The following is a 21,727-nucleotide window of genomic DNA, read 5'->3' as shown; positions in this document are numbered from 1 at the left end:
GTAATCTTCCAGCAGGTGATTATGCTTTAGGTGTATTTTCACAAGGGACTTTGGGGATACATACAAACTTCAACTGAATGCCTCCAATCCTGCTAATTTTAATGAAGCCCTATTTATTTCGCTAGATTTCACAAAATTCGTTGCAAAATATAGCGATGATTCCGTGTATACAAACGGTCAATGTGTGTTGAATTTAAGTGGAAATAATGAACAGCTTGATTGGGAAAAAAATATTATTTCTCATACAACGGGGGATATTCGCAAAGAACGCATTCCCTATCGGATATAAAGATATCTGCTGTTTCAGAGCCGATTACCTACTCTTCTAGTTATGCAAGTTCTGATTTTGCAATTATGGTATATCTGGATGTAGGTACGCTTTTCACATACCACGAATCACAATATCAATCTGGTCCAGACCCGTACTACTATAGTTCGTTTGTTGATACTTTAGGCAAGGAAACACCACGCAGACTGGAAGCTGACGATTTTAACTATGGCGATCACATTTTAATCGTCGATTTAAAAACAGGTAAATCAATAGACTTCTTTAGTGTGTTGAATTTTTACTATGCAAGTAAGGTGGAACCATTGCCTTCCATTAAATATTTAGAATAGGAGGGAATTGTCAAGGCCGATTATTTTTTCCCCAAAATCGCCGGTTTAAAATTCCCCAGAAGGACCTTTCATTGATCCTTCTGTTTTTCTTCTTGGAGCCTCTTTTCCCGTAATCGATAGCTTTCCCCCTTTAGGTTGAAAATGATGGAATGATGCAGTAATCGATCTAACATCGCTGTCGCCAAAACCGAGTCTCCCACGATTTCTCCCCATTCCCCAAAGCTTTTGTTGGAGGTGAGGATAATCGGGGCATGCTCGTACCGCCGGGCGATCACTTGAAATAAGTAATGAGCGCTGTTCGGGTCCAGTTTTAGATACCCCATTTCATCAATAATGAGAACGGTTGGCTTCACAAAGACACGAAGCTTTTTCTCCAACTTTCCTTCCTGGTCGGCTCTTCTTAACTGATTGACCAAATCGTGAGCGGTAATAAAATACGTTTTATATCCTCTTGCGATCGCCTCCATTCCAATCGAAATTGCCAGATGTGTCTTCCCAATACCCGGTGGACCGAGAAAGAGGATATTTTCTTTCCGGTCAATAAAGGACAACGTAAGCAGTTCTCGAATCCGGCGCTCATCCACCGAAGGCTGCGCGGTAAAATCAAACGTATCGATCGTCTTGCGATACGGCAGTTTGGACAGCTTGATGAGCGTTTGGATCGATCGTGCCTGTTTTTCGACGATTTCTGCCTCTAATAAGCGGAATAAAAACTCTGAATATGATATATTATGAGTAGAGGCGTATTCTGCCATGGCGGACCATCGTTCCGCCATGACAGGCAAATGGAGTCGGTGGCAATACTCGTGTATTCGTTCTTTCATGAGCTTTCCCCTCGCAGGAATGCGTCATAAACGGACAATGGACGAGTATCCACTTCCACCGAAACAGGCGAAATGGTGGCGGCCATTTCCGTTTGTTTCTTTTTTATTTTTTCGGCGAATGAAATCACTTTTTTCTGTTGGTCCACGTGAGAAATCTCCTCCCCTCGAAAGTACAATCGAATATCTCCATTTAATCGCTCCTTCACCAGAATTTCTTTGCCCGCATACTCCGCCGATAAGAGCCATTGTTCCCCTTTGTAGGAGAAACTGCCATCCCAATGCACCTTCCGATAGGAAAGATAGCTCGTATCGTAATCTTTCAACGGAAGAGGCTTGAGTGACTCCTCGGCCCAACGCTCTTGCGGAGAAATACCGGTAGTGGCGTTTGGCTTCCGATTCGCCACTTGATCGAGCCAACGATGGAGAAGGAAATTTAATTCCTCGATGCTTTCAAACGCTGTCCCCACATAGAAGTGATCCATGATATACTGAATGGCTCGTTCGACTTTTCCCTTTGTCTGGGCCCGGTAAGGCCGGCATACTTTTGGAATAAATCCATAGTAACTCGCAAATTCGGAAAATCGTTGATTCCATTTCACCACTCCTTGTTCTCGCCCGTCTGTAACGGTCTTCATATTGTCAAATAACACCTTCTTCGGAACCCCGCCAAAGTACTTGAAGCTCTGAATCAGGCATTCCATTAAGTGTTCCTGATCCTGGCTGGTCGTAAATACCGCGTATTTCATCCGCGAATAGCCTAACGTGGCCACAAATAGCGATAACTTGACTTTTTTCCCTTCGATCACGACCTCCCCAACTTCTTTCCAATCGACTTGCATTTGTTCGCCAGGAAGCGTTTCATAACGAACGGTGTATTTCTTTTTCGCCGTCTCTCGGAAAGGTTTCATATAGTCTTTTAAAATCGTCTTTCCTCCCGTATAGCCCTGTTGTCGAATTTCAAAAAACAACTTTTCGCTATTAAACACCCCATCTTCTAACATTCGTTTTTGAAGATACGGCTTAAATGGATCTAACTTGCTTTTTCTTTGTTTTCGCTTGGATTTGGAAGGAGGATTGGGGGAGTGAATATATTTTCGGACGGTTTTCCGATCGATCCCCAATTCCCTCGCAATATCGGAAATACTCATTCCCCTTTCATACATCTCTTTGATCATAAAAAATTCCCCTCTCGTAATCATGAACCATAGCTCCTCTCGTTGACACTATGGTTCTATTGTAAGTGGGGAATTTTATTCCGGCTATATTGGGGATTTTATCATCGGCTTTAACATGGGGTGTAATGATGAACTTTGACAAGTTAATTAAAGAAAAGAAAAAAGGATTTTATTTTCGAATTGATGTAGGGAAAGATCCAGTTACCGGTAAGAGAAAGCAAGCAAGTTTCGGACCGTTTCGTACAAAGACTGAAGCGAAGAAAGAACTTCTTAAAATTAAAAACCAAGTCGATGATGGAAGTTATTTTAAAGAAAGTACAGAAGATTTTTCGATGTTCATGGAGCGGTGGTTTAACACCTCTTATAAAAGAACAGTAGAAATAACTACCGCAAAAAGCAGGGAATATGTAATCAGAAATCATATTATGAAATATTTCCAACATAAAAAAATTAATGAAATTACAACATTTGATATTGACAGTTTTTATGTAGACAAGTTAGACAGCGGGTATTCAGGTGCATATATCCGACAAATGCATAATTTGCTCAATCAAGCATTTGATCAAGCTGTAAGATGGTCGTTGGTTAAAGTGAATCCTGTAAAAAATGCTAAACCACCCAAAGTGAAAAGTGAAGAAAAAATTACATGGACAGTGGATGAGGTAAATCGATTTCTGAATCTGATTAAAGATAGCTCTATGGAGATCCCTTACCTTCTTGCGATTTTCACAGGAATGCGACGTGGAGAAGTTTTAGGGCTAAAATGGGATGACGTGGATTTTGAGAATAAGAAAATCCGCATCAAGCGCAGCTTATGCTTTGTCTCAGGCAAAGGATTAATTTTTAAAGAGCCTAAAACAAAAAAATCGAAAAGACAAATTTCAATTTCTCAACATGTTGTAAATGTACTAAAGAAACATAAACAAAAACAAGAATTTCAAAAGGAGAAATTGGGTACTCAATACCAAGATAACAATTTAATTGTCTGCACTGACGACGGAAAACCTCTCGATCCACGAAACTTGTTACGCCAATTTTATCGCTTGATCGAAGAAGCAAGTGTACCACGTATAAGCTTCCATGATTTGTGGCATACACATGCAACCATCTTAATGCAGCAAGGCGAAAATCCAAAAGTGGTTAGCGAACGGTTGGGACATTCTCGCGTTGGTATAACTTTAGATTTATACTCACATGTCAGCGATGATTTACAAGAGCAAGCGGCAGAGAAATTTGAAAATGCCCTCTTAAAACAAAGTCAGAACCCTTTAGTTGACTAAAGGTGCAAGTTTTGTGCAAATTTTTAAATCCCGGAGATTTTAGCACAATTGCTAATAAAACGAAAAAGCTTGAAACCCTTGATACGCAAGGATTTCAAGCCTCTCACTTTAGTGATTCCGACTGGGCTCGAACCAGCGACCTCCACCCTGTCAAGGTGGCGCTCTCCCAGCTGAGCTACGGAATCATATTTTATTGTCCGCTATCGAACACATTTTTAATTATATAAACGGGCAAGTTGTTTGTCAACAACTTTTTTAAAAAAATCGCTGTTCATGATGAAAAAAGGAAAGGTGACTTCCTCCCAAAGGAATAATCCGTGTTGGAACGGTTCGACATCGTATTTTTTCTACATTCTGATTGTTCTATCAAACGAGAATTTGCTTGCAAAGGCTGGGGGAATTGATGAAAAACGCACGCCGCTTCCGGTGCCGCTCAAAACCAAATTGCAGCTGACGGTCTTGTTCAGCAGCACATTTCCTGTTTTATTGTTCAGCTTAGCGATGGAAATCAAATGGTCGCTCGCCGGACCGAGTGCATCCCATTGGTCGTATTGGCCCTGGGCAGCCGTGATTTTGCTGTTTTCGATCGCGTTTTCCGTTTTCTTGACTCGCTTGTTGGTCGATGAGATCCATGAGCCGGTCAGTGTGCTGTTAAGTCATATGAAACGGGCAGAAAACGAAACGTATAAACCCGTCGCCCACAATGTGTATACCGATGAATTTGCCGATTTGCTTCGCGGATTTAATCATATGATCGACGCTGTGCATCGACGCGACCGAACGAACAAAGAACTGCTCAACCGTTTCATCACTGTCCTGACAGCGGCGCTTGACGCCCGCGATCCTTATACAGCTGGGCACTCGCTGCGCGTGGCCCGTTACGCACTCGCGATTGGGGAAAAGCTTTCCCTTCCGAATGAACAGCTTGATGCCTTGTATCGTTCCGCTCTACTGCATGACATCGGAAAGATCGGCGTTCCCGATGCCATTTTGCTTAAAGTGGGAAAGCTAAGCGATGATGAATTTGCCCGGATCAAAAAACACCCCGCCCTTGGAGAAGCCATTTTGCGCGAGATTAGGCCAATCGAACCGATTGAGCCGCTGTTAGCCGGCATCCGCTCCCATCACGAACGCATAGATGGAAAGGGATATCCAGATGGGTTGGCAGGCGATGACATTCCGTTGTTTGGCAAAATCATCGCCGTGGCCGATGCATTTGACGCCATGACTTCGGATCGTCCGTACCGTAAAGGGATGGATATTCGTCAAGCGGCAGACATCTTGAGAAAAGGAAAGGGAACCCAGTGGGACGGCGAACTCGTCGATCTCTTTTTGAAACACTTAAAAGAGGAGCGGCTGTTGTCAACCTCAGCGGCATCTTGACCCGCCCGCCGAGCTGTGAAGGCTTGGCGGGCTGATGGCTATGGCGTTGAAACTGACGGCCGCTCCTGAACAAACGACAACGCCTGCTCAAAATCGGCGATCAAATCGTTGACATCCTCAAGCCCGACGCTCAGCCGCAACAAGCCGTCGGTAATGCCGCGCCGGAGCCTCTCTTCTTTTGGCATCGCCGCATGCGACATTTTCGCTGGGTGCGATAAAATTGACTCGACCGCCCCAAGGCTGACAGCAAACACCGGCAAGCGGACGTTTCGGACGAACGTCCGAGCCGCTTCTTCATCGGCTAAACGGAACGACAGCACAGCGCCAAACCCGGCCGCCTGATGGCGCTGGATGTCATGGCCTGGGTGGTGCGAAAGCCCTGGATAATACACATCTTCCACTTTCGGATGGCGCGCCAAATACTCAGCGATGGCCAGGGCGGATTCGGACGACTGCTTCAGCCGAACGTGGAGCGTTTTTAATCCCCGCAGCACAAGCCACGCATCTTGGACGCCAAGGACGGCGCCAAACGCGTTTTGCAGTTTGTACAATTCTTTTCCCAATTCCTCGTCTTTCACGACCGCCAGCCCGGCGACGACGTCGCTATGGCCGGCTAAAAATTTCGTGGCGCTGTGAAGGACAATATCGACGCCAAGGTCAAGCGGCCGCTGCAACGCCGGCGTCATGAACGTATTATCCAAGAACGTCAAACAGCCGTGCGCTTTCGCCAGCTTGACGACGCCTTGAATGTCGGTCACTTTTAACAGCGGATTGGACGGCGTTTCCATATAAATGACTTTCGTGTTCGGACGAATGTTTTCCGCTACTGTGTTTAAATCCGTCATATCGACAAACGTATGCTCGATGCCAAAGCGGGTCAACACTTCCGTGATCATCCGGTACGTGCCGCCGTAGACGTCTTCGGTCACGAGGACGTGGTCGCCTCGGGACAAGAGCAAAAACGCCGTCGAAATGGCCGCCATGCCAGAAGCGAAGGCGAATCCGCGCACGCCGCCTTCTAACGCCGCAATCGTTTCCTCGAGCGCCTCGCGCGTCGGGTTGCCGGAGCGGCTGTAGTCGTATTTGCCGAACGTGTCGAAATCGAACTGATGGAACGTGGAGGCGTGCTGGATCGGCACGCTCACCGCTCCCGTGTGGCGATCGACTTTCCATTCATTATGGAGAAGTTTCGTTGAAAACGACCATTCCCGTTCCATCGCTTACACCTCTTTCATGTGTTTGAACGCTTGCGCCAAGTCGGCGATTAAATCATCCGCATGTTCGATGCCGACCGAGAAGCGGAGCAGTCGGTTGCAAATACCGTTTTGGATGCGGATTTCCTCAGGAATGTCCGCATGCGTCTGCGTCGCTGGGTACGTAATAAAGCTTTCGACTCCGCCCAGGCTTTCCGCGAATGTAATGAGGCGCAAGCTTTTTAAAAACCCGTTCACCCACTTTTCATCGGCAATCCGGAACGACAGCATCCCGCCTCTCCCCGGATACAGCACATCAGTGACATCTTCATGTTCGCGCAAAAAGGCGCTGATGCGCTTGGCGTTTTCTTCATGCTGGCGCATCCTTAGCGCCAGCGTTTTCATCCCGCGAATCAACAGCCACGAATCAAACGGCGACAACACCGCGCCGATGGCGTTCTGATACTCGGTCAGGCGTTGACAGAGCTCCTCGCCCTTGGCGACGACAAGGCCAGCCAACACGTCGTTATGGCCGCCTAAATATTTCGTGGCGCTGTGGATGACAATATCGGCGCCTTGTTCGATCGGGCGTTGAATCACCGGTGTATAAAACGTGTTGTCAACAATCAACAAAAGCCCATGCCGTTTGGCGAGCTTGGCGACCGCCGAAATATCCGCCTCCTGCATCAATGGGTTCGTCGGCGTTTCCAAAAAGATGGCTTTCGTTTTTTCCGTGATTTTTTCTTCCACAGCATCAAGATCGGCAAAATCGACGTAATGAAAGCCGAGACCGTACTTGCGCCAGCCGCGCTCAAACAGGCGGTACGTCCCGCCGTAAAGGTCGGCCGATACGAGAAACTCGTCTCCGCTCTCAAACAAGGCGAGCACTGTCTGAATGGCGGCCATGCCGGAGCTGAACGCATAGCCTTGGTCGCCGCCTTCCAGTCTCGCGATCGCTTCTTCGACGATTTTGCGCGTCGGGTTGCCGGTGCGGATATAGTCAAACCCGGTCGACTCCCCGATGCCGGCATGACGGTAGGCGGTGGAAAAATAAACTGGCGGGTTGACCGTCCCCGTCACCGTTTCGCTCCGGTTGCCAATTTGCGCTAACAACGTTTCTAGTTTATCCACCTCATCTCTCTCCTTCTGTTGAAAATTCCATCATGGATCAACGGCCAACCACTTAACGCCCAACGAAGCGCCGCTGTTGGTCAAGCAGCAGCCGAGGGCCTTGATCCTCGACGCCTCTCGGTTGAGGGAGCGGCCGCTTGAGTAAATAAAAAAAGTCTTCTAAGAAGAAGACTTTTCCATACGAACATGGTCATGCTTCTTCTTATCTGCCGAATTGAATGCTCAATTCGCTGGATTTAGCACCTGGCCGTCGGGCGGCTGGTTGCTGAAGCTTCATTGGGCCAGTTCCCTCCGCTTCTCTTGATAAGAACCGCTGCGTATTTAATTTTGTTAATTGTTAATTTATTAAAAAATGTAACGCATTCCGGCCATTTTTGCAAGTCATTTTTTTGCCGGCGCCAATGTTCGGCAAGTTCACGAAAAATTCGAGCCCTTCGTTAACATCTTTTTGCCTAAATATGTTACAATAACAAGTGAACTTGCGCTTTCATGGAGGATGATCATGGCGACAGCAACAGGAACGATGCGCGATTATACGCTTTACAGCAGGGAGCTGCAAGAAGAAATCGGGTTGCTTGTCTACTTGCCAAGCGATTTTTCTCCGTTGCATAAATATTCTTTATTAATCGCGCAAGACGGCAAGGATTATTTTATGTACGGAAAAATCAAAACCGTGATCGAGACACTCATGGACGAAGGAACGATCGACCGAACGATCGTTGTCGGCATCCCGGACCGGAACGTCAGCGACCGCTACGAGAAATACCACCCGGCCGGTCGAAAAAACGAAGCCTATATCCGCTTTTTGGCCCATGAGCTCGCGCCGTTTTTGGATCGCGAGCTGCCGACATATCAAATGGGCAAAGGACGAGCGCTGATTGGCGATTCGCTGGGAGGAACCGTGTCGCTTCTAGCCGGTCTGTTGTATCCGCATACATTTGGAAAAATCGCCATGCAGTCTCCTTACATTGACGACTCGGTGCTCGAACGCATCCGCGCGTTCCGCGCCCCGTCGCTTCTTTCCCTTTACCATTCCGTCGGCGCAGAAGAAACGGCGGTCAAAACGACGGACGGCCATGTACGCGATTTTATCACCCCGAACCGGGCCGCACGGGACTTATTGATCGAAAAGCGGTTTCCCTACACGTACCATGAATTTGCCGGCGGGCATGCATGGACGTATTGGCAGCCGGATGTGCCCCGGGCGGTATCGGCCATTTTGTCGCTGTAAATAACGGCAAACGAACCATCTGAAGGAGGGAAAGCGGAATGAAGTACGTCATTGTCATTTTTCCGCCAAAGCGGATTCAAGACTTCGCCAACTCGTACCGGAAGCGGTACGACAGCCATTACGCCCTCATCCCGCCGCACATTACATTAAAATACCCGTTTGAGGCGGATGAGGAGCAAATCAAAGAAATGACGAAAGAGCTGCGCCGCATCGCAGCGGAAACGGAGCCAATTCCGATCAAAGTGACGAAATTCAGCTCGTTTTACCCGACAAGCCACATCATTTATTTGAAAGTCGAGCCAAACGAAGTGCTGGAACGGTTGCACGAGCAGCTGCACAGCGGCTTGTTTGCCGGGGAGCCGGAATTCGTGTTCGTGCCGCACATTACAATTGGCCGCGATTTGCCGAATGCGGAATACGCTGACGTCTACAGCCAACTGCGGCTGCAAAACGTCCATTTTGAAGAGACGGTCGACCGGTTCCACCTTCTTTACCAGCTCGAGAACGGATCATGGACTGTCTATGAAACCTTTATCGTTGGAGGAAAGGAAACGGGAGAATGAACGTCGCCATTGGAACAACGGAAGACCGCGCGTTGTATGAAGACGCGTTGCGCGTCCGTCGGATTGTATTCATCGAAGAGCAAAACGTGCCGGAAGAAGAAGAAATCGATGCATTTGAACATGAATCGTTCCATCTCGTCCTATACGATGGCGAACAAGCAGTCGCAGCCGGCCGGTTTCGCCTGGTCGATGAAGGGGTTGGCAAAGCGGAGCGCATCTGCGTTTTGCCGGCTTACCGCGGCCGCGGCGTCGGCCGGATGGTGATGGAGGCGTTGGAGCAGCTTGCGAAAACAAAAGGGGCGAAAACGGCGAAACTGAACGCCCAGACGCACGCAGAACCGTTTTACCAAAAGCTCGGCTATACGACCGTCTCCGGCGTCTTTATGGACGCCGGCATCCCACATGTCACGATGGTGAAATCACTCGAATGATGGCCATAGAACAGCCTCGTCTACACTGATCCAAGGCTTGGGATCATCGAACATCGTTTCGCTCTCCTGAGCCAAGCAGAGCAAAAGGGAGCTGTGCGCACGCAAGCTCCCTTTTGCTTACTTTTTGTTGTTCAACATATTGGCGATCGTGTTCAAATCAATTTGTTTGCCGTTATGGACGATCGCCTTGACGATTCGGTCCTCAAGTTCTTTTGGCACTTTCCGGTTGGCAATTTGCGCCACCCGCTTCACCACTTGGCGCACCGTTTTTTCATCGCTGAAATTGGCGTTTTGCAGCGAGTTGGCGAGCTCAAAAACGTCTTTCATATTGACACCTGTTTTCTGTTCGATGTTTTTAAAAAATTGCTGATCCATCGTTCCGCCTCCTTCTCCCTGCTATATCGTATGATGCTCCCGCCTCGGCGTGCATCAAATTAGGGAAAGAAAAATACGAGCCGCTCCGTGGCGCCGAAACGGCCCGTATCCCATTCGCTTTTTCCGTTAGGCGACAAATGCCGCGCCGACAATAATCAACAAAATGAACAACACGACAATCAGCACAAAGCCACCGCCATAGCCACCGCCATAGCCACCGCCATAGCCGTAGCCGTAAGGATAACCATAACCGCAGAAGCCCATCATAATGTTCACCTCCTTCTCCGTTTACTGTATCGTATTCACCGGCTTAGCGGAGCGTATGGGCGCAAAGGCCATTTTGTCATCCAAATCGGCGGAACAGCTCGGCAAATTCCCGCTCCTTCTTCGCAAACCATTGCTCGATGTAGTCCAAGTTGCCTTGTACACTTTTTAAAAATCCATTGTTCAATTTTTCGATTTCTTGCAGCTGTTTGTTAAAGTCCTTTCCCCATTGTTCAAACAGGCGGATGAACGTTTCATGCCCTTCTTTGCGCGACGCAACCCAATTTTCGAGCGCTTTTTCCAACTCTTTGCTCACACTTTCCCCTCCTTTCTTACTGTTGTATGCAAAAACGACTGCCCGAGGTGAAGGCGTCCCCGTTCTTTTTTTGCCTTGCCATATGGTAAAGTAAAGATGAACGGCAACATGAAAGGGAGGGAACGAATGTGAGACAAATTGAAACAGTTGAGCAATTCGAGGCGGCCATTTCCGGCGATAAGCCAGCGATTATGAAGTTTTACACAACTTGGTGTCCAGACTGCGTGCGCCTGAACATGTTCATCGATGACATCATCCGCGATTACGGGCAGTACGACTGGTTCGAAATCGACCGAGACCAGTTTCCAGATATTGGTGAGAAGTACCAAGTGCTTGGCATTCCAAGTCTTCTTGTGTTCCGAAACGGGGAAAAAATCGCCCATCTGCATAGCGCTGATGCGAAAACGCCGGAAGAAGTGCGCGCCTTTTTGCAGTCCCTGCCGGAGTAAGACGGGGCGGCATCCTTGCCTCGCCAGAGAAGAAGGGCAACAAAAAGAGGCTGTCCGAGAAGGAAGCTTTCCTTCTCGGACAGCCATGCGAATGAACAGACAGCTCCTTATGGATCGCTGATTGTGGAAACGGAAGCCGTTAATATTCAATTTCGTCGTAGTCTTTCGGCTGGCGCATCAGCTGCGGGCTGTCAAACATGAATTCAATCGAAATTTCCTCATCGGTCGTCCGCGTCCGCTCGGAGCGGTCGTTTGGTTTCAATTGGACTTGAATTTCCTCATCCGTCGTTTTTATCCGTTTGTCATCCATCGTCTTTTACTCCTGTGTCATCAGTTTCGCAAGAGCGGTTCGACTTTTTGCACAAGCTCTGCCATTTTTGCGGCGTTTCGTTCATACAGCGTCTTCGCCTCTTCGGAATTCGTCTGCAACGCATACAGCTCCAGATCAGCCTGCATTTTTTTCATCGCGGCCAAGAGCAGCTTTTTCTCCTGCGGCTCGGCAATTTGGATCTTATCATCGTACAAATCGATCGTCAGCTGTCCGTATGAATCGACTTGGGCGTGAAACACATTTTCAATCGCCACTCCTTGTTTGTCAAGCTGTTCCTTCAGCCAGCCGCGGCCAAGCCCCATCGTAGCGAGTGGCTCATCCAAAATCATGCCGTCCATAATGACCGTTTGCGGCTCTTTTTCCCGCGGTGGGTTTGGGAACACATCTCCGACGGTGAGCGGCTGCTTTTCCCGCTTCAGCAACACGTTCAAGTCGCCGTTTGGCTCAAGCACCGCAAACTCGACGTCGGCGACGCGGAACACATCTTTTTTGCGCAGCTGTTCGAGCAGCTCGTCAACCGTATATTTCTCCCGTTTCAAGTTTTCCTCTAAAATTTTGCCGTTTTTAATAAAAACCGTGGAATTGCCCTCGACAAAATCGCGAAATTTCTTGTTGCGCAGCGAGAGACGAGCGACAGCCACTGGAAACAGCGACCAAATCAAAATGCTGGTGATGCCTTCTTGCAACGAAATTCCTAAATCGACCGACATCGTTCCAGCAATATCGCCGACGGTAATGCCGACGATGTATTCAAAAAACGACAATTTTGATAATTGCTTTTTGCCGAGAATGCGGGTGATCACAAACAACCCGATTAAAATGCAAATCGAACGAATGGCGGTTTCTAACCATATAGGCATCGATCATGCTCCTTACTTTCCGTGATATTGCGGCTCCTCGAACTCGAGCCGGCCGATCCGGTCTTTGATGTCCGCGATGATCTCCTCTGTCGCAAGCATCGCTTCATGAAACGTCCGCTGCGCCGTTTCATCCTGGGAAGTGAGCGCCAGCTGTTGCAGCCCAGCGTGAATGCCTTTTAAGCTCGCCAACGTTTGTTTCACCTGCGAAGCAACGGTCATGGAAGATCCCTCCTATCCTTTCGGGCGGAACAAGAGCGCCCCGATAAACCCAAAGACGATCGCCGCGGAGATGCCGGCGCTCGTCACTTCAAACATGCCGGTCAATACGCCGATAATGCCGTGTTTTTCCGCCTCTTGCATCGCGCCGTGAACGAGCGCGTTTCCAAAGCTCGTAATCGGAATCGTCGCCCCGGCGCCGGCAAAATTAATGAGCGGCTCATACAAACCGAATCCATCCAAAATCGCCCCGACGACGACGAGAATCGTCAACGTATGCGCAGGTGTCAGTTTAAACACATCCATCAAAATTTGCCCGATCACGCAAATCAGCCCGCCGACGACAAACGCCCAAAAAAACATGGCCAACACGCTACGCCTCACCTCCGTACTCGATCGCCACCGCATGGGCAATGCACGGGATCGTTTCGTTTTGCTGAAACGACAATGGCGATAACAGCGCCCCTGTCGCCACCGCCAAAATGCGCTTCAGTTCGCCGCGGCGCATCCGTTTGATGAGATGCCCGTAAACGACGACAGCGGAACAAGCCGCCCCGCTCGCTCCGGATAAAACCGGCTGTCCGTCACGGTAAATGAGAAGTCCGCAATCTTGGTAGCGCTCTTCATCGATGTCAATGCCGTGCTGACGCAGCAAGTCAAGGGAGACTTGGCGTCCGATTCGCCCTAGATCGCCGGTGACGATCAAATCGTAATACGATGCATCGATTTGCATGTCGCGCAAATGCGCCTCAATCGTATCGACCGCCGCCGGCGCCATCGCTCCACCCATGTTGAACGGGTCGGCAAGCCCCATATCCACAACGCGGCCGATCGTCGCTGCCGTCACGCGCGGCCCGTCCCCTTTCGGGCTGACGATCGCCACGCCAGCTCCCGTTACCGTCCACTGCGCTGTCGGCGGCTTTTGCCCGCCGTATTCGGTTGGATAGCGGAACTGCTTTTCGACAGCGGTGTTATGGCTTGACGCACCGGTTAAGATATAGTCTGCCCCGCCATAGTTGGTAATAAAAGCGCTGAGCGCAAGCCCTTCCATGGAGGTTGAGCAGGCGCCAAAAATGCCAAGGTACGGCATGCCGAGCGTTCGAGCGGCAAAACTTGTCGGCGTCATCTGGTTGATCAAATCGCCGGCGATGAGAAACTGTACGTTTTCCTTCTCTAATCCGGCCTTTTCCATCGCCTGAAACGCTGCTTCTTCCATGAGCACGCGGTGCGCCTTCTCGTACGACTCCTCTCCGAGCCATAAATCTTCGTGAAGAAGATCAAAGTCTTCCGCGAGGCGGCCGTTCGCCTCAAACGGCCCGCCGACCGCCGCTGTTGCGATGATTGCCGGCTTGTTCGCAAACACCCATGTGCGGTGCCCTTTCAGCATTACAATCCCCCCCACTGGGTCGCAATCGTTTTGACAAGAGCGATAACAAAGGCGGAAAACGTACCGAACAAGATGACCGATCCGGCGAGCTTGAACATGTTCGATCCGACGCCTAACACAAATCCTTCCGTCCGGTGCTCAATCGCCGCCGAGATGACGGCGTTGCCAAACCCTGTCACCGGCACGGCGCTTCCCGCCCCAGCGAATTGGGCGATCCGGTCATAAACGCCAAACCCAGTTAAAATCATCGACAAAAAGACCATCGTCGCCACCGTCGGATTGCCTGCCGTTTGCTCGGTGAAATCAAAGAAGTACATATAGAAATAAGAGATCGCCTGCCCGATCGTGCAAATGATTCCGCCAACGAGAAACGCGCAAACACAGTTTCGAACAATAGGACGCTTCGTTTCCCGCTCTTTTTCGAATAAATGATATTCCTGCTGAACCGGGGTCAGCTTTTTCCGTTTTTCATTCGCCATAATGACACCTCTTATGTTTGCTCTTTGCTTAGCTTTTCAATGCGCTTGATTTCCCGATTGACTTTTCGTTCATCCCAGCGTCGATTGTCCATGTTGGCTTTTAATTCCTTCGTCTTCCAAAAAATTTTCAAATCGCTCGAGGAAACAACATCATAGCCAGGAAACAGGTCGCGCAGTTTTTGGTCAATGTCTTTCTCAATTTGTTTTCGACTCCACCGCTTCATATGGGGAATTTGATAAGCAATGAGCAACCGATCCACGCTGTTGACCGCCACCACGTCCCGAACATCGTCGCGCCCGCGCAAATAGCTGGCCGCCCGCTCGGCCGGACCTTGGTTCAGCTCCGCATGTTTCGCCGTCCCGGACGTTTGGGTTCTCAGTAGGTTTGCCCCTTGCAGCGATTGTTTTTGTTCCGTTTCTTCTTTGGCGCAGCCGCCGACCGCGATCATCGCAACGACGGCCGCCAACCACCATTTTTTCATCTTCATCAACCCATTCGTTTTTATGTATTTCCGCCAAGTCGGGAAAGGTTGGCGTGCTGTGCCAACCTTTCCGCCTGAACCATCCCATTCGCTTCAGCGAAGGTTATTGTTGTTTATATTGTGGCTCTTCGTTTTGAATTTCTTGCATGCGCGAGTTCACCAAATCAACGACCGCCTGCGTTTGTTGGGCAGCTTGTTGGTAAAGCTGTTTCGCGGCTTGGTTTTCGGTTTGCAAAGCAAACGTTTCGAAGCTCGCTTGAGCCGATTTTAACCCCGCCAATGTTTGTTTCACTTGTGTTGCAACCGTCATGATTCATGTCCTCCTTATATGGTGTAAGATTGGTGGTGACAATGTTTAGAATGGTTTTTTCGCCGCCAAATTATAATTGTCATTTTCTGCAAAACGTTCTGTCGCCTTTCCAGCCTTTCCGGGCACAAAAAGGGCGCCTTCTGCAGGCGCCCATGCGGGTTACGACTTGTCATCAACTTTATCGGAATAACCGCGGCCGAGCGACGGTTGTTTAAAATACCGGCCATCACCAAAATGCTTAAGAAGGCATGGTACAGTTGTTCATATTTGCCAAGATCAATGTCGACGCCGAATGTCTCAAGCGCAATCACGGCAAACGATCCGATTGCCAGCCAAAGCCCGTAATTTTTAAAACGCTCCACCGTTGGCGTCCCCCATTTGCTTTATGGCTAGATCCACGAGAACGGTCTCTGTTCTCCTTCGTTTCGATCATAGCCTCCTTCACCATGTTCTTCCTTATCCCGGTCCCGCGCATCTTCAACGGCTTCCATTTCCGTATCATCGCGGTGCGGGAACAACCATGGATCGCGGATGCGGCCGCGCGGCATAATGACGATGTCATCGGCATGAATGATCAATTTATCGACATGAATCACTTTCGCTTTTTTCCGATCCGACATGCCCTTCCCCCCTTCCTTTCGCCTAGTTGCACTGTTAGACTATGCAAGGAGAGGAAGCGGAGTATAGGCGCTTCTCACGGATTTGTGCTATTTCTTTACGACCGGCGGCCGGCCGCAGCCGCAGCCTCTCGGGCGCCGCACTGGCTGGGTTGTTGAGGTGAGCGCCCAAGCCGTCGGTTTGGGCGAGATTGGTTTCGTCATGGCCTCATCCCTCCAGATGAAAAAAAATGTATGGCTACTGCTATTGTATGGCCCTATCGGCCAAGGGTGCGCCTCATTTTTCCTTGTGCTCGTCCGGGTGGGGCACAATCGCGTTTTCTTGGCGCAGCGTACGGAAAAACCAGCTGTCCGGCCGTTCTTCGTCACGTACTCCTCCCGTCTCTCCTTGCAGCTGCTGCAGCTGGCGGCGAAGTTCGTCGTTTTGTTTCATCAGCTGCTTTATTTGCTCATAACGTTGATTGCTTTGGTAAGCCAGTTCCCTTAACACTACATTTTCTGCCTCTGCTTCTTCGAGCCGGCGCTCCAGCTCAGCAATCCGCTCAGCCAGCCGCCGTTCATCTATCCCTTTTGTTCCTGCCTTCGCCGCTCCCCGTTGTTCTCTCATTCGTCATCTCCCCCTTTATTTCATCGTCCGGCAGACGCCTGCCGATAAAAAATCCGCATCTGTCCCAACACATTTACCTATATCATTCATAGTATACAGTAGTCCCAAACCATTAGGCGTTGGGGAACAAATGAACGATAGGAGGAACGAGAAAATGGGCCATTACCATCGCGATACGGAAAGGGTATGCATCAGAACACGCAAAATTTATGACTGGGTGACGCGGCAAATCGACGTGCCATTAAAAAGCTTCAGCGGCGATGATTTGGAAACGATTTTCCCATCGGACACTTGTCCGGGAGACGGGACGATTTGCGACTTTTTGGCAGCGCAAAACATGGACCCGCAAAACTTTGCCATTCGTTGTTTCTTGACAGACGCTGCCGGAAATCCAATCGATCCGGTTGTTGACCAGGATGCGCTGATTTGCCAAGAAATCATGCAGCCAAACGGCCGGCAGCCCGTCAACGTCACCCTTCCTTCCGGGGAGACCGTGACATTGCAAAAAGTCAAAGCGCTCGTCAAAGGACACGTCGTTGTGCAAATTGTCAGCCCGACCGGCACGGTGATTTGCCAATCGGCGCCGATTCCGTTTGCCACGGCGCAAACATTCATCTTATGCGCTCCGGAAGGCACGCAGCTCAATTGCCATATTTCCTTCTTTGAATGCGATACAAGCTTAGTTTGCACGGACAACTTCACTCAACTCGACGTTTCCATCACCTTATGCCTTGAAGTCCAAGTGGAAGCTGACGTCAAAATCGAAGTTGAAGCCTGCTTCTGCCAACCGCGCGAAGAACTTGCCGAAGCTACGCTGTGCCCGACAACCAAATTCCCGCCACAATGCCCGGACGTATTCCCAGCAATGTAACGTCCCGCACCACTTAGGCTGTTGTTCTCAACAACAGCCTTTTTTATATGGCACTTGCCTTCCGCGTATACATAAGATAAAAATGGAAGGAGTGGAAAACGAGTGAAAAATGCGAATGATGACCGGCACCTCCGCCTGCAGCAACAAATTATTCACTACCGGTCTGAAGCCGCCTCGTGCAGGCAACAGATCAAGCAGCTTGAGGCCGAACTGGAAAAAGAAAAAATGCGCAGCGCCTATCTAAAAGAAAAATTGCGTGAAGCCGAAACAGTCAACGCCGAAATGTACAAGAAAAAGATCGCGGCCTTGGAGCGCCAGCTTTTGTTGTATGAAATCGCGCTCGAAGAGGCAGAGCATCGCGTCTCCGGACCGCAACAAACCACCGGCGCCGATCCAGCCGCTTCCGTGCTGGCGCTGTTTCATTACTCGGTTATGATCCCGACGCACCTTGATGAAGAAGAAATTGTCGTGATTGGCGACTTCATCATCCGCAACAGCGGAACCGCGCCGCTTCACCATCCGGTCGTCTGCCTCCGCATCTCGCCGCCGAAAGCAGCGGTGCTGAGCGGAAAAATTGCGCTCCCCCAAAGCGGGCGCGCCGCACAGGAGGGGCTGGCTGACAGCGGCGCCGAAGGTTGGACGTTCATCCAAGAAAACTGGCGGGAAAAAGTGCGGCAAAACGGCGAATATTGGATTGCCCCGCTCCATGGCGTCCCCATTGAACCAGGTGAAGAACGGCGCTTTTCCCAGTTTGAGATTGCGGTTCGACCGTCCGGCAACGTCCGCTCCCTGACAGTCGACGGCTTCGTATATGGCGCTGAACTGCCCAAAGGAGCCGCCGCGGCCAACCGCATCGCCGTCCAATGGTAAACGGAGCCCGCCCCATCCAATGGAGCGGCTGCTTTTCCCGGCCGGCTTCAGCCGGCCTCGTCTTGTCGGCAGCAACGATCTTTGCTTGACAGCAGCAGCGGGGGCATGATGCTTCAAGTGTCCAAGACCAACCGAAACACAATCTCCCACCGGCGGAAGCCGTCGGCCAGCCATCCAGGCGGCAGCTTTCCGCTACAGCCGGTCCGGATGACGCAAGCTATATAGATGCAATTTAAAGCTTTAACATTTTTCGTCTTTGCCGGTCATTGCATCCGACTGTCGAGTGACCGAACAACGCCGCTTAAAGACCCATGAATGGGTCTGTGAAGCGAGTCGTTGTTCGGTCTTCCGTCACGCTAAGGCGTGACGGAGGCAAGCCGCACGCTTGCCTTCGACAGTCGAAAATGGGCAAACCACTTTTCTGTCAAGGATATGTTAAACTTCTTTGTTGCATCTATATAGCATCTCTCCCCTTACGAGAGCCACTTGCTGACAACCGTTTCAATCAGCGCCGCCCCGCCGGCGACTGCGAGCAGCACGATCAGTGGCTGGAAAACGGCCGGCCAAGCAACAACCCCAATATAACAAAACGCTGCACACCATATCCCGGTGCACCAGTAGCAACTTAGCAGTTCGCCGATCCAGCGCCGCAATCCGCTGCCCTTCAAAATGAGAAATACTTCTTTTCTTCCGTCCGGAAGCTCCTCCTCCACCCATTCATGGAAAGGCCGGCGAAGCCAGGCGGTGATCGTATCGTATACGATGAGCCTCGTCAGACGAAAGCTGGCTAAACAAAGAAGAATAAAGGAAAACGGGTCATCCACGTTCCTCTCCCCTTTCCGCTCGCTGCGGCCGCAAAAGGAGGCGTGCACTTTTTCCGCCTCCTCGGCCCGGCAGCAGGCGAACCTGCTCCGGTGCGGACGTTTACCCAAACGCTCTCCTATGCCAATCATATGATGGAGTATAGGTTTTTAATACAAGAGACAAGAAAGGAGGCGACACAATGTACCGTGTCTTTTTTGAGCGGCGGCCGACCCGCCCCCGCCTTTCCCGCGCCCTGTACGACCAGCTGACGGCGCTCCCGCCCAACACAGAAGTGAACGTGCACACGGTCAAGGAAACATACTACAATGCAGTTTTTCTCGGTTTTAAACCGCGAACCAACACTGTTTCGCTGCTTGTTGACCGCTTTTATGAAGAGGGAGGGCGCACGCTGGCCATCAATGCGGCCTCCATCACCTCGATCAATCTCCCCGCTTCCATGCGTTCCGATTCACAAAAACAGCTCGAGGACGAGGAAGAATAATCAAGAAAAGCCTTGCCGGCCAGAGCCAAAGAGCCCGGTCGGCCTTATTTTTTGCCGCCCCTTTTCGCCATGGCCTAGTGCACCTGTCTATACCAACTCGTTTCCCTTTACATACACTCTTATTAACCGACCATTGGCGCTAGGAGGAACTGATCGTGGCCTCAAAACGATCCCGCCTGTTGTTTGAAGTGTTGCACAGCTACGGCCTGTCGGAAACCGAGGTGGATATCGCCGGCGAGCTAAAAAAGGAAAAAGTATGGCTTCTGCAAAACAAAAAAACGGGTGAGAGGTGCGTACTAAAACGGCTGAATGAGGATAAAACACCTTTCCCGATTTTGCTTCATTCCAAACTGTATGAAACTGGATTTCACGTCCCAAAAATGATCCGGACAAAAACAAAGCAACCTTACGTTCAACGAAAAAACACTATTACTACTTGATGGAGTACGTTTCCTCAAGCGGAAGCAAGCCCTCATTCCAGCAACGGATTGAATGGTTGGCCCGTTTTCACAAACACAGCCTATTCGACGATTGGATCCCTCCCCATTCGCCGTCCTTCCCCGAACCGACCGACATACTGGATGCACACCGGGAAACAACGTGTCCAAAAGAATTCGGTCATTATTTGAAATCTATTTCTCCATTTGTCCGCTCTATGCTTCGTATCAAAGCGTCTACTTAGCCGATGCTATGTTTCCGCATATGTTTTACAGCGAAATCATCGGCCAAGGGACGCGAAAGCAGGCGACAGGCAGCCAACCGCCGTTGGCGCGCGTCCATTACGAAGCCATGGCGGCAGGCCTTCCGATCGTCACGACAGCCAGAGGCGGCAATCCAGAAGTCATTTTGGCGAATGAAAATGGCCTGATCGTGGAAAACCCAGAGAACCCAAGCGATTTCGCCGACAAGATCGCCCAAATATTATCCAATACATCTTTGATGAAAAGAATGGGCGAAAAAGGACGCGAGCTGGCTGTTTCGCTGTATCATTGGGAGCGGGTCGCTTCGGAGTTATTGGAAGTGTGGGAGCAAGCCAAAGAATTCGAATCAACAGCTGCTCTCACAACAGAACTGCAAACAGAAGAGGCATTCGGACAACCGGTGTCGCCTCAAACGGACCCAAAAGAAACGGAACGGTCGAAAAAGAATACAGCGGCGCGGACAATGCCTCCCAAAACAGAAAAAGCGAATGTGAAAAACGAAAAACGGAAGAAAAAACGTGCCGCCTCACTGGCAGACGATCAACAGAGCGCCAAACAAAAAGAGGCGATGGCGTCACAAACCGAAAGCGCAAAAGGCGCTCCTGCCCCCCCAGAACGTGCAAACCGGCCGCCATTCGAAACCTTTTACTATTGCAAGCGGCAACCGACAGATGCCAGGCTCGGCGACAAAAACGCATTTGAACCGCAAACGGGCTCAAGCAAAACATGATGACAAGCCTTTTGTAATTGCAAGCCTTCCGGGCGCAAATGGACCATCGTCAGCAAGAAAAGCGGCAAGCCTCAAAAAATAAACCGCAAGCCAAACGGGAATGTCTCCTGCAACAGTGAGGGGGCGGCATGAACTATGGCCATCCCTTTCCCGACGATGCACCGCATCCGGGCAACGCTGTGCTTCGACGCGGGAAAGGGAAACCGTTATGGCACAAATCCGATCATCGTTACGGAAACAAGTGCGGCGCGGCCGATAACGGTTTCGTTCCCTCGCTCGTCAGCGATCACCAATTCATCCGCTGTGCATTGCTTCAGCACACCTTCATAGCTTTGCTCCTGCGTGACAAACTGACATTTAAGCGGCGGCAAATGGCCGGGCAGCTCCGCCAAAAAGGCCAGCCGTTCGTCGAGCGCCATCGCCTGGAATTCTTTTTTGGCAAAAAATTCAGTCGGTTCCTCCTCGCCGTCTCGTTCATCGTTGGAATTTCCTTCCTCTTCCTGTTGCGTTCGGCTAGTCCACATAAACGTTTCTTGCATATGCGCCGCCGCCCGCATCGCTTTTGGCTGCACAATGTAAAGCAATGGCTCCGTCTCCACAACGTTTTGTTTCCGCACGTCGATCCCCCTTTTCCATGCTTGCCTTACCTTATATATGTATGCCCATGATCTCAATAATTGCCCAAGTCAAGCAAAAAACAGCCGCTCCATCAACAGGAACGGCTGCT

Annotated in this window: 28 protein-coding genes, 1 tRNA gene, 3 pseudogenes and 1 riboswitch; of the genes and pseudogenes, 11 read left to right on the top strand and 21 right to left on the bottom strand. The window is 50.2% G+C overall.

The window, feature by feature from the left end:
- Window positions 1-219 precede the first annotated feature (219 nt).
- The gene (locus QSJ10_RS03950; protein WP_287136252.1) at window positions 220-618 is read left to right on the top strand and encodes a hypothetical protein; all 399 of its coding nucleotides are present in this window, start codon (window positions 220-222) and stop codon (window positions 616-618) included.
- 68 nt (window positions 619-686) lie between these two features.
- On the opposite strand, the gene istB is transcribed toward QSJ10_RS03950, so the two are convergent.
- Both istB and istA read right to left on the bottom strand, forming a co-directional pair.
- Window positions 687-1,442, bottom strand: a complete 756-nt coding sequence (istB, locus tag QSJ10_RS03945) for an IS21-like element IS5376 family helper ATPase IstB (protein WP_047817696.1) — start codon at window positions 1,440-1,442, stop codon at window positions 687-689.
- Entirely contained in the window at window positions 1,439-2,641 is a 1,203-nt protein-coding gene (gene istA / locus QSJ10_RS03940; protein ID WP_053532453.1) for an IS21-like element IS5376 family transposase, read from the bottom strand. Before istA ends, istB begins: the two co-directional genes overlap by 4 nt.
- Window positions 2,642-2,742: 101 nt before the next feature.
- Here istA and QSJ10_RS03935 point away from each other — a divergent pair, with 101 nt between their 5' ends.
- Complete coding sequence (locus QSJ10_RS03935) at window positions 2,743-3,897, top strand: site-specific integrase (protein WP_053532187.1); 1,155 nt, start codon at window positions 2,743-2,745, stop codon at window positions 3,895-3,897.
- A 112-nt stretch (window positions 3,898-4,009) separates the two neighbouring features.
- On the opposite strand, the gene QSJ10_RS03930 is transcribed toward QSJ10_RS03935, so the two are convergent.
- Window positions 4,010-4,082: transfer RNA gene (locus QSJ10_RS03930), tRNA-Val, on the bottom strand.
- 193 nt (window positions 4,083-4,275) lie between these two features.
- On the opposite strand from QSJ10_RS03930, the pseudogene QSJ10_RS03925 reads away from it, so the two are divergent.
- Window positions 4,276-5,280: pseudogene (locus QSJ10_RS03925) on the top strand (HD-GYP domain-containing protein); the annotation flags it as partial.
- A gap of 38 nt (window positions 5,281-5,318) precedes the next feature.
- Here the strand turns inward: QSJ10_RS03925 and metC are convergent.
- Window positions 5,319-6,497, bottom strand: a complete 1,179-nt coding sequence (gene metC / locus QSJ10_RS03920; RefSeq protein ID WP_053532186.1) for a cystathionine beta-lyase — start codon at window positions 6,495-6,497, stop codon at window positions 5,319-5,321.
- Window positions 6,498-6,500: 3 nt separating this feature from the next.
- Complete coding sequence (locus QSJ10_RS03915; RefSeq protein WP_053532185.1) at window positions 6,501-7,604, bottom strand: methionine biosynthesis PLP-dependent protein; 1,104 nt, start codon at window positions 7,602-7,604, stop codon at window positions 6,501-6,503.
- A gap of 199 nt (window positions 7,605-7,803) precedes the next feature.
- A riboswitch (SAM riboswitch) is annotated at window positions 7,804-7,914 on the bottom strand.
- Window positions 7,915-8,106: 192 nt separating this feature from the next.
- Here QSJ10_RS03915 and QSJ10_RS03910 point away from each other — a divergent pair.
- Genes QSJ10_RS03910 through QSJ10_RS03900 form a run of 3 tightly spaced genes read left to right on the top strand, consistent with a single transcriptional unit; the run spans window position 8,107 to window position 9,829 of the window.
- Complete coding sequence (locus QSJ10_RS03910) at window positions 8,107-8,835, top strand: GTNG_0744 family esterase (protein WP_053532184.1); 729 nt, start codon at window positions 8,107-8,109, stop codon at window positions 8,833-8,835.
- Between the two features lie 38 nt (window positions 8,836-8,873).
- Window positions 8,874-9,398, top strand: a complete 525-nt coding sequence (locus QSJ10_RS03905; RefSeq protein ID WP_049624140.1) for a YjcG family protein — start codon at window positions 8,874-8,876, stop codon at window positions 9,396-9,398.
- Window positions 9,395-9,829 carry a GNAT family N-acetyltransferase gene (locus tag QSJ10_RS03900; protein ID WP_033015695.1) on the top strand — a complete coding sequence of 145 codons (435 nt, stop codon included), beginning with the start codon at window positions 9,395-9,397 and terminating at the stop codon, window positions 9,827-9,829. Before QSJ10_RS03905 ends, QSJ10_RS03900 begins: the two co-directional genes overlap by 4 nt.
- A 117-nt stretch (window positions 9,830-9,946) precedes the next feature.
- On the opposite strand, the gene spoVIF is transcribed toward QSJ10_RS03900, so the two are convergent.
- The 3 genes from spoVIF to QSJ10_RS03885 all read right to left on the bottom strand — a co-directional run bounded on the left by spoVIF (window position 9,947) and on the right by QSJ10_RS03885 (window position 10,784).
- The gene (gene spoVIF / locus QSJ10_RS03895; RefSeq protein ID WP_053532183.1) at window positions 9,947-10,204 is read right to left on the bottom strand and encodes a sporulation-specific transcription regulator SpoVIF; all 258 of its coding nucleotides are present in this window, start codon (window positions 10,202-10,204) and stop codon (window positions 9,947-9,949) included.
- 126 nt (window positions 10,205-10,330) lie between these two features.
- Window positions 10,331-10,468: a YjcZ family sporulation protein gene (locus QSJ10_RS03890; RefSeq protein WP_080985672.1), complete on the bottom strand. Its 138-nt coding sequence runs from the start codon at window positions 10,466-10,468 to the stop codon at window positions 10,331-10,333.
- 79 nt (window positions 10,469-10,547) lie between these two features.
- Entirely contained in the window at window positions 10,548-10,784 is a 237-nt protein-coding gene (locus QSJ10_RS03885; protein WP_015374185.1) for a hypothetical protein, read from the bottom strand.
- Window positions 10,785-10,912: 128 nt separating this feature from the next.
- Between QSJ10_RS03885 and QSJ10_RS03880 the strand changes: the two genes are divergently transcribed.
- Complete coding sequence (locus tag QSJ10_RS03880) at window positions 10,913-11,233, top strand: thioredoxin family protein (RefSeq protein WP_053532182.1); 321 nt, start codon at window positions 10,913-10,915, stop codon at window positions 11,231-11,233.
- 139 nt (window positions 11,234-11,372) lie between these two features.
- Here QSJ10_RS03880 and QSJ10_RS03875 read toward each other — a convergent pair whose 3' ends face one another.
- From QSJ10_RS03875 to QSJ10_RS03825, 11 genes and pseudogenes are all read right to left on the bottom strand, one after another.
- The gene (locus QSJ10_RS03875; protein WP_162839649.1) at window positions 11,373-11,543 is read right to left on the bottom strand and encodes a hypothetical protein; all 171 of its coding nucleotides are present in this window, start codon (window positions 11,541-11,543) and stop codon (window positions 11,373-11,375) included.
- A gap of 20 nt (window positions 11,544-11,563) precedes the next feature.
- The gene (locus tag QSJ10_RS03870; protein ID WP_053532181.1) at window positions 11,564-12,424 is read right to left on the bottom strand and encodes a DUF421 domain-containing protein; all 861 of its coding nucleotides are present in this window, start codon (window positions 12,422-12,424) and stop codon (window positions 11,564-11,566) included.
- 12 nt (window positions 12,425-12,436) lie between these two features.
- Window positions 12,437-12,643, bottom strand: a complete 207-nt coding sequence (locus tag QSJ10_RS03865) for a DUF1657 domain-containing protein (RefSeq protein ID WP_011230357.1) — start codon at window positions 12,641-12,643, stop codon at window positions 12,437-12,439.
- A gap of 12 nt (window positions 12,644-12,655) precedes the next feature.
- Window positions 12,656-13,012: a stage V sporulation protein AE gene (gene spoVAE / locus QSJ10_RS03860; RefSeq protein WP_053532180.1), complete on the bottom strand. Its 357-nt coding sequence runs from the start codon at window positions 13,010-13,012 to the stop codon at window positions 12,656-12,658.
- Between the two features lies 1 nt (window position 13,013).
- Window positions 13,014-14,027 carry a stage V sporulation protein AD gene (gene spoVAD / locus QSJ10_RS03855; protein ID WP_049624144.1) on the bottom strand — a complete coding sequence of 338 codons (1,014 nt, stop codon included), beginning with the start codon at window positions 14,025-14,027 and terminating at the stop codon, window positions 13,014-13,016.
- The gene (gene spoVAC / locus QSJ10_RS03850; RefSeq protein WP_049624145.1) at window positions 14,027-14,506 is read right to left on the bottom strand and encodes a stage V sporulation protein AC; all 480 of its coding nucleotides are present in this window, start codon (window positions 14,504-14,506) and stop codon (window positions 14,027-14,029) included. Before spoVAC ends, spoVAD begins: the two co-directional genes overlap by 1 nt.
- Before the next feature lie 11 nt (window positions 14,507-14,517).
- A complete protein-coding gene (locus tag QSJ10_RS03845; protein WP_049624146.1) occupies window positions 14,518-14,994 on the bottom strand; it encodes a YhcN/YlaJ family sporulation lipoprotein in 477 nt (158 codons plus the stop codon).
- 97 nt (window positions 14,995-15,091) lie between these two features.
- Entirely contained in the window at window positions 15,092-15,298 is a 207-nt protein-coding gene (locus QSJ10_RS03840) for a DUF1657 domain-containing protein (RefSeq protein WP_033015681.1), read from the bottom strand.
- A 159-nt stretch (window positions 15,299-15,457) separates the two neighbouring features.
- Window positions 15,458-15,660 (bottom strand): annotated as a pseudogene (locus QSJ10_RS03835) (holin).
- Window positions 15,661-15,687: 27 nt separating this feature from the next.
- Complete coding sequence (locus QSJ10_RS03830; RefSeq protein WP_049624147.1) at window positions 15,688-15,918, bottom strand: hypothetical protein; 231 nt, start codon at window positions 15,916-15,918, stop codon at window positions 15,688-15,690.
- Window positions 15,919-16,192: 274 nt separating this feature from the next.
- A complete protein-coding gene (locus tag QSJ10_RS03825; protein WP_053532179.1) occupies window positions 16,193-16,522 on the bottom strand; it encodes a spore coat protein regulator protein YlbO in 330 nt (109 codons plus the stop codon).
- A gap of 154 nt (window positions 16,523-16,676) precedes the next feature.
- On the opposite strand from QSJ10_RS03825, the gene QSJ10_RS03820 reads away from it, so the two are divergent.
- Window positions 16,677-17,393, top strand: a complete 717-nt coding sequence (locus QSJ10_RS03820) for a BMQ_0737 family morphogenetic spore coat protein (RefSeq protein ID WP_033015676.1) — start codon at window positions 16,677-16,679, stop codon at window positions 17,391-17,393.
- Window positions 17,394-17,495: 102 nt separating this feature from the next.
- Complete coding sequence (locus tag QSJ10_RS03815) at window positions 17,496-18,263, top strand: tropomyosin (protein WP_033015674.1); 768 nt, start codon at window positions 17,496-17,498, stop codon at window positions 18,261-18,263.
- A 473-nt stretch (window positions 18,264-18,736) separates the two neighbouring features.
- On the opposite strand, the gene QSJ10_RS03810 is transcribed toward QSJ10_RS03815, so the two are convergent.
- Window positions 18,737-19,087, bottom strand: a complete 351-nt coding sequence (locus tag QSJ10_RS03810) for a DUF1360 domain-containing protein (RefSeq protein ID WP_033015715.1) — start codon at window positions 19,085-19,087, stop codon at window positions 18,737-18,739.
- Window positions 19,088-19,266: 179 nt separating this feature from the next.
- On the opposite strand from QSJ10_RS03810, the gene QSJ10_RS03805 reads away from it, so the two are divergent.
- A complete protein-coding gene (locus QSJ10_RS03805; RefSeq protein ID WP_033015672.1) occupies window positions 19,267-19,569 on the top strand; it encodes a hypothetical protein in 303 nt (100 codons plus the stop codon).
- A gap of 756 nt (window positions 19,570-20,325) precedes the next feature.
- A pseudogene (locus QSJ10_RS03800) lies at window positions 20,326-21,082 on the top strand (glycosyltransferase); the annotation flags it as partial.
- A gap of 124 nt (window positions 21,083-21,206) precedes the next feature.
- On the opposite strand, the gene QSJ10_RS03795 reads toward QSJ10_RS03800, so the two are convergent.
- Window positions 21,207-21,617, bottom strand: coding sequence for a CotO family spore coat protein (locus tag QSJ10_RS03795; RefSeq protein WP_049625207.1), 411 nt, complete (start codon window positions 21,615-21,617; stop codon window positions 21,207-21,209).
- Between the last annotated feature and the right edge of the window lie 110 nt (window positions 21,618-21,727).

Origin of the sequence: Geobacillus stearothermophilus ATCC 12980 (assembly GCF_030369615.1) — a bacterium.
GTDB lineage: Bacteria > Bacillota > Bacilli > Bacillales > Anoxybacillaceae > Geobacillus > Geobacillus stearothermophilus.
This window is presented reverse-complemented; position numbering and strand designations above follow the sequence as displayed.

Excerpts from the sequence above, each read along its gene's own strand:
- istB (WP_047817696.1), bottom strand. The coding sequence starts at position 1,442 with ATGAAAGAACGAATACACGAGTATTGCCACCGACTCCATTTGCCTGTC.
- istA (WP_053532453.1), bottom strand. The coding sequence starts at position 2,641 with ATGATTACGAGAGGGGAATTTTTTATGATCAAAGAGATGTATGAAAGG.
- QSJ10_RS03935 (WP_053532187.1), top strand. The coding sequence starts at position 2,743 with ATGATGAACTTTGACAAGTTAATTAAAGAAAAGAAAAAAGGATTTTAT.
- metC (WP_053532186.1), bottom strand. The coding sequence starts at position 6,497 with ATGGAACGGGAATGGTCGTTTTCAACGAAACTTCTCCATAATGAATGG.
- QSJ10_RS03910 (WP_053532184.1), top strand. The coding sequence starts at position 8,107 with ATGGCGACAGCAACAGGAACGATGCGCGATTATACGCTTTACAGCAGG.
- QSJ10_RS03905 (WP_049624140.1), top strand. The coding sequence starts at position 8,874 with ATGAAGTACGTCATTGTCATTTTTCCGCCAAAGCGGATTCAAGACTTC.
- QSJ10_RS03900 (WP_033015695.1), top strand. The coding sequence starts at position 9,395 with ATGAACGTCGCCATTGGAACAACGGAAGACCGCGCGTTGTATGAAGAC.
- spoVIF (WP_053532183.1), bottom strand. The coding sequence starts at position 10,204 with ATGGATCAGCAATTTTTTAAAAACATCGAACAGAAAACAGGTGTCAAT.
- QSJ10_RS03890 (WP_080985672.1), bottom strand. The coding sequence starts at position 10,468 with ATGGGCTTCTGCGGTTATGGTTATCCTTACGGCTACGGCTATGGCGGT.
- QSJ10_RS03875 (WP_162839649.1), bottom strand. The coding sequence starts at position 11,543 with ATGGATGACAAACGGATAAAAACGACGGATGAGGAAATTCAAGTCCAA.
- QSJ10_RS03870 (WP_053532181.1), bottom strand. The coding sequence starts at position 12,424 with ATGCCTATATGGTTAGAAACCGCCATTCGTTCGATTTGCATTTTAATC.
- QSJ10_RS03865 (WP_011230357.1), bottom strand. The coding sequence starts at position 12,643 with ATGACCGTTGCTTCGCAGGTGAAACAAACGTTGGCGAGCTTAAAAGGC.
- spoVAD (WP_049624144.1), bottom strand. The coding sequence starts at position 14,027 with ATGCTGAAAGGGCACCGCACATGGGTGTTTGCGAACAAGCCGGCAATC.
- spoVAC (WP_049624145.1), bottom strand. The coding sequence starts at position 14,506 with ATGGCGAATGAAAAACGGAAAAAGCTGACCCCGGTTCAGCAGGAATAT.
- QSJ10_RS03845 (WP_049624146.1), bottom strand. The coding sequence starts at position 14,994 with ATGAAGATGAAAAAATGGTGGTTGGCGGCCGTCGTTGCGATGATCGCG.
- QSJ10_RS03840 (WP_033015681.1), bottom strand. The coding sequence starts at position 15,298 with ATGACGGTTGCAACACAAGTGAAACAAACATTGGCGGGGTTAAAATCG.
- QSJ10_RS03830 (WP_049624147.1), bottom strand. The coding sequence starts at position 15,918 with ATGTCGGATCGGAAAAAAGCGAAAGTGATTCATGTCGATAAATTGATC.
- QSJ10_RS03825 (WP_053532179.1), bottom strand. The coding sequence starts at position 16,522 with ATGAGAGAACAACGGGGAGCGGCGAAGGCAGGAACAAAAGGGATAGAT.
- QSJ10_RS03820 (WP_033015676.1), top strand. The coding sequence starts at position 16,677 with ATGGGCCATTACCATCGCGATACGGAAAGGGTATGCATCAGAACACGC.
- QSJ10_RS03805 (WP_033015672.1), top strand. The coding sequence starts at position 19,267 with ATGTACCGTGTCTTTTTTGAGCGGCGGCCGACCCGCCCCCGCCTTTCC.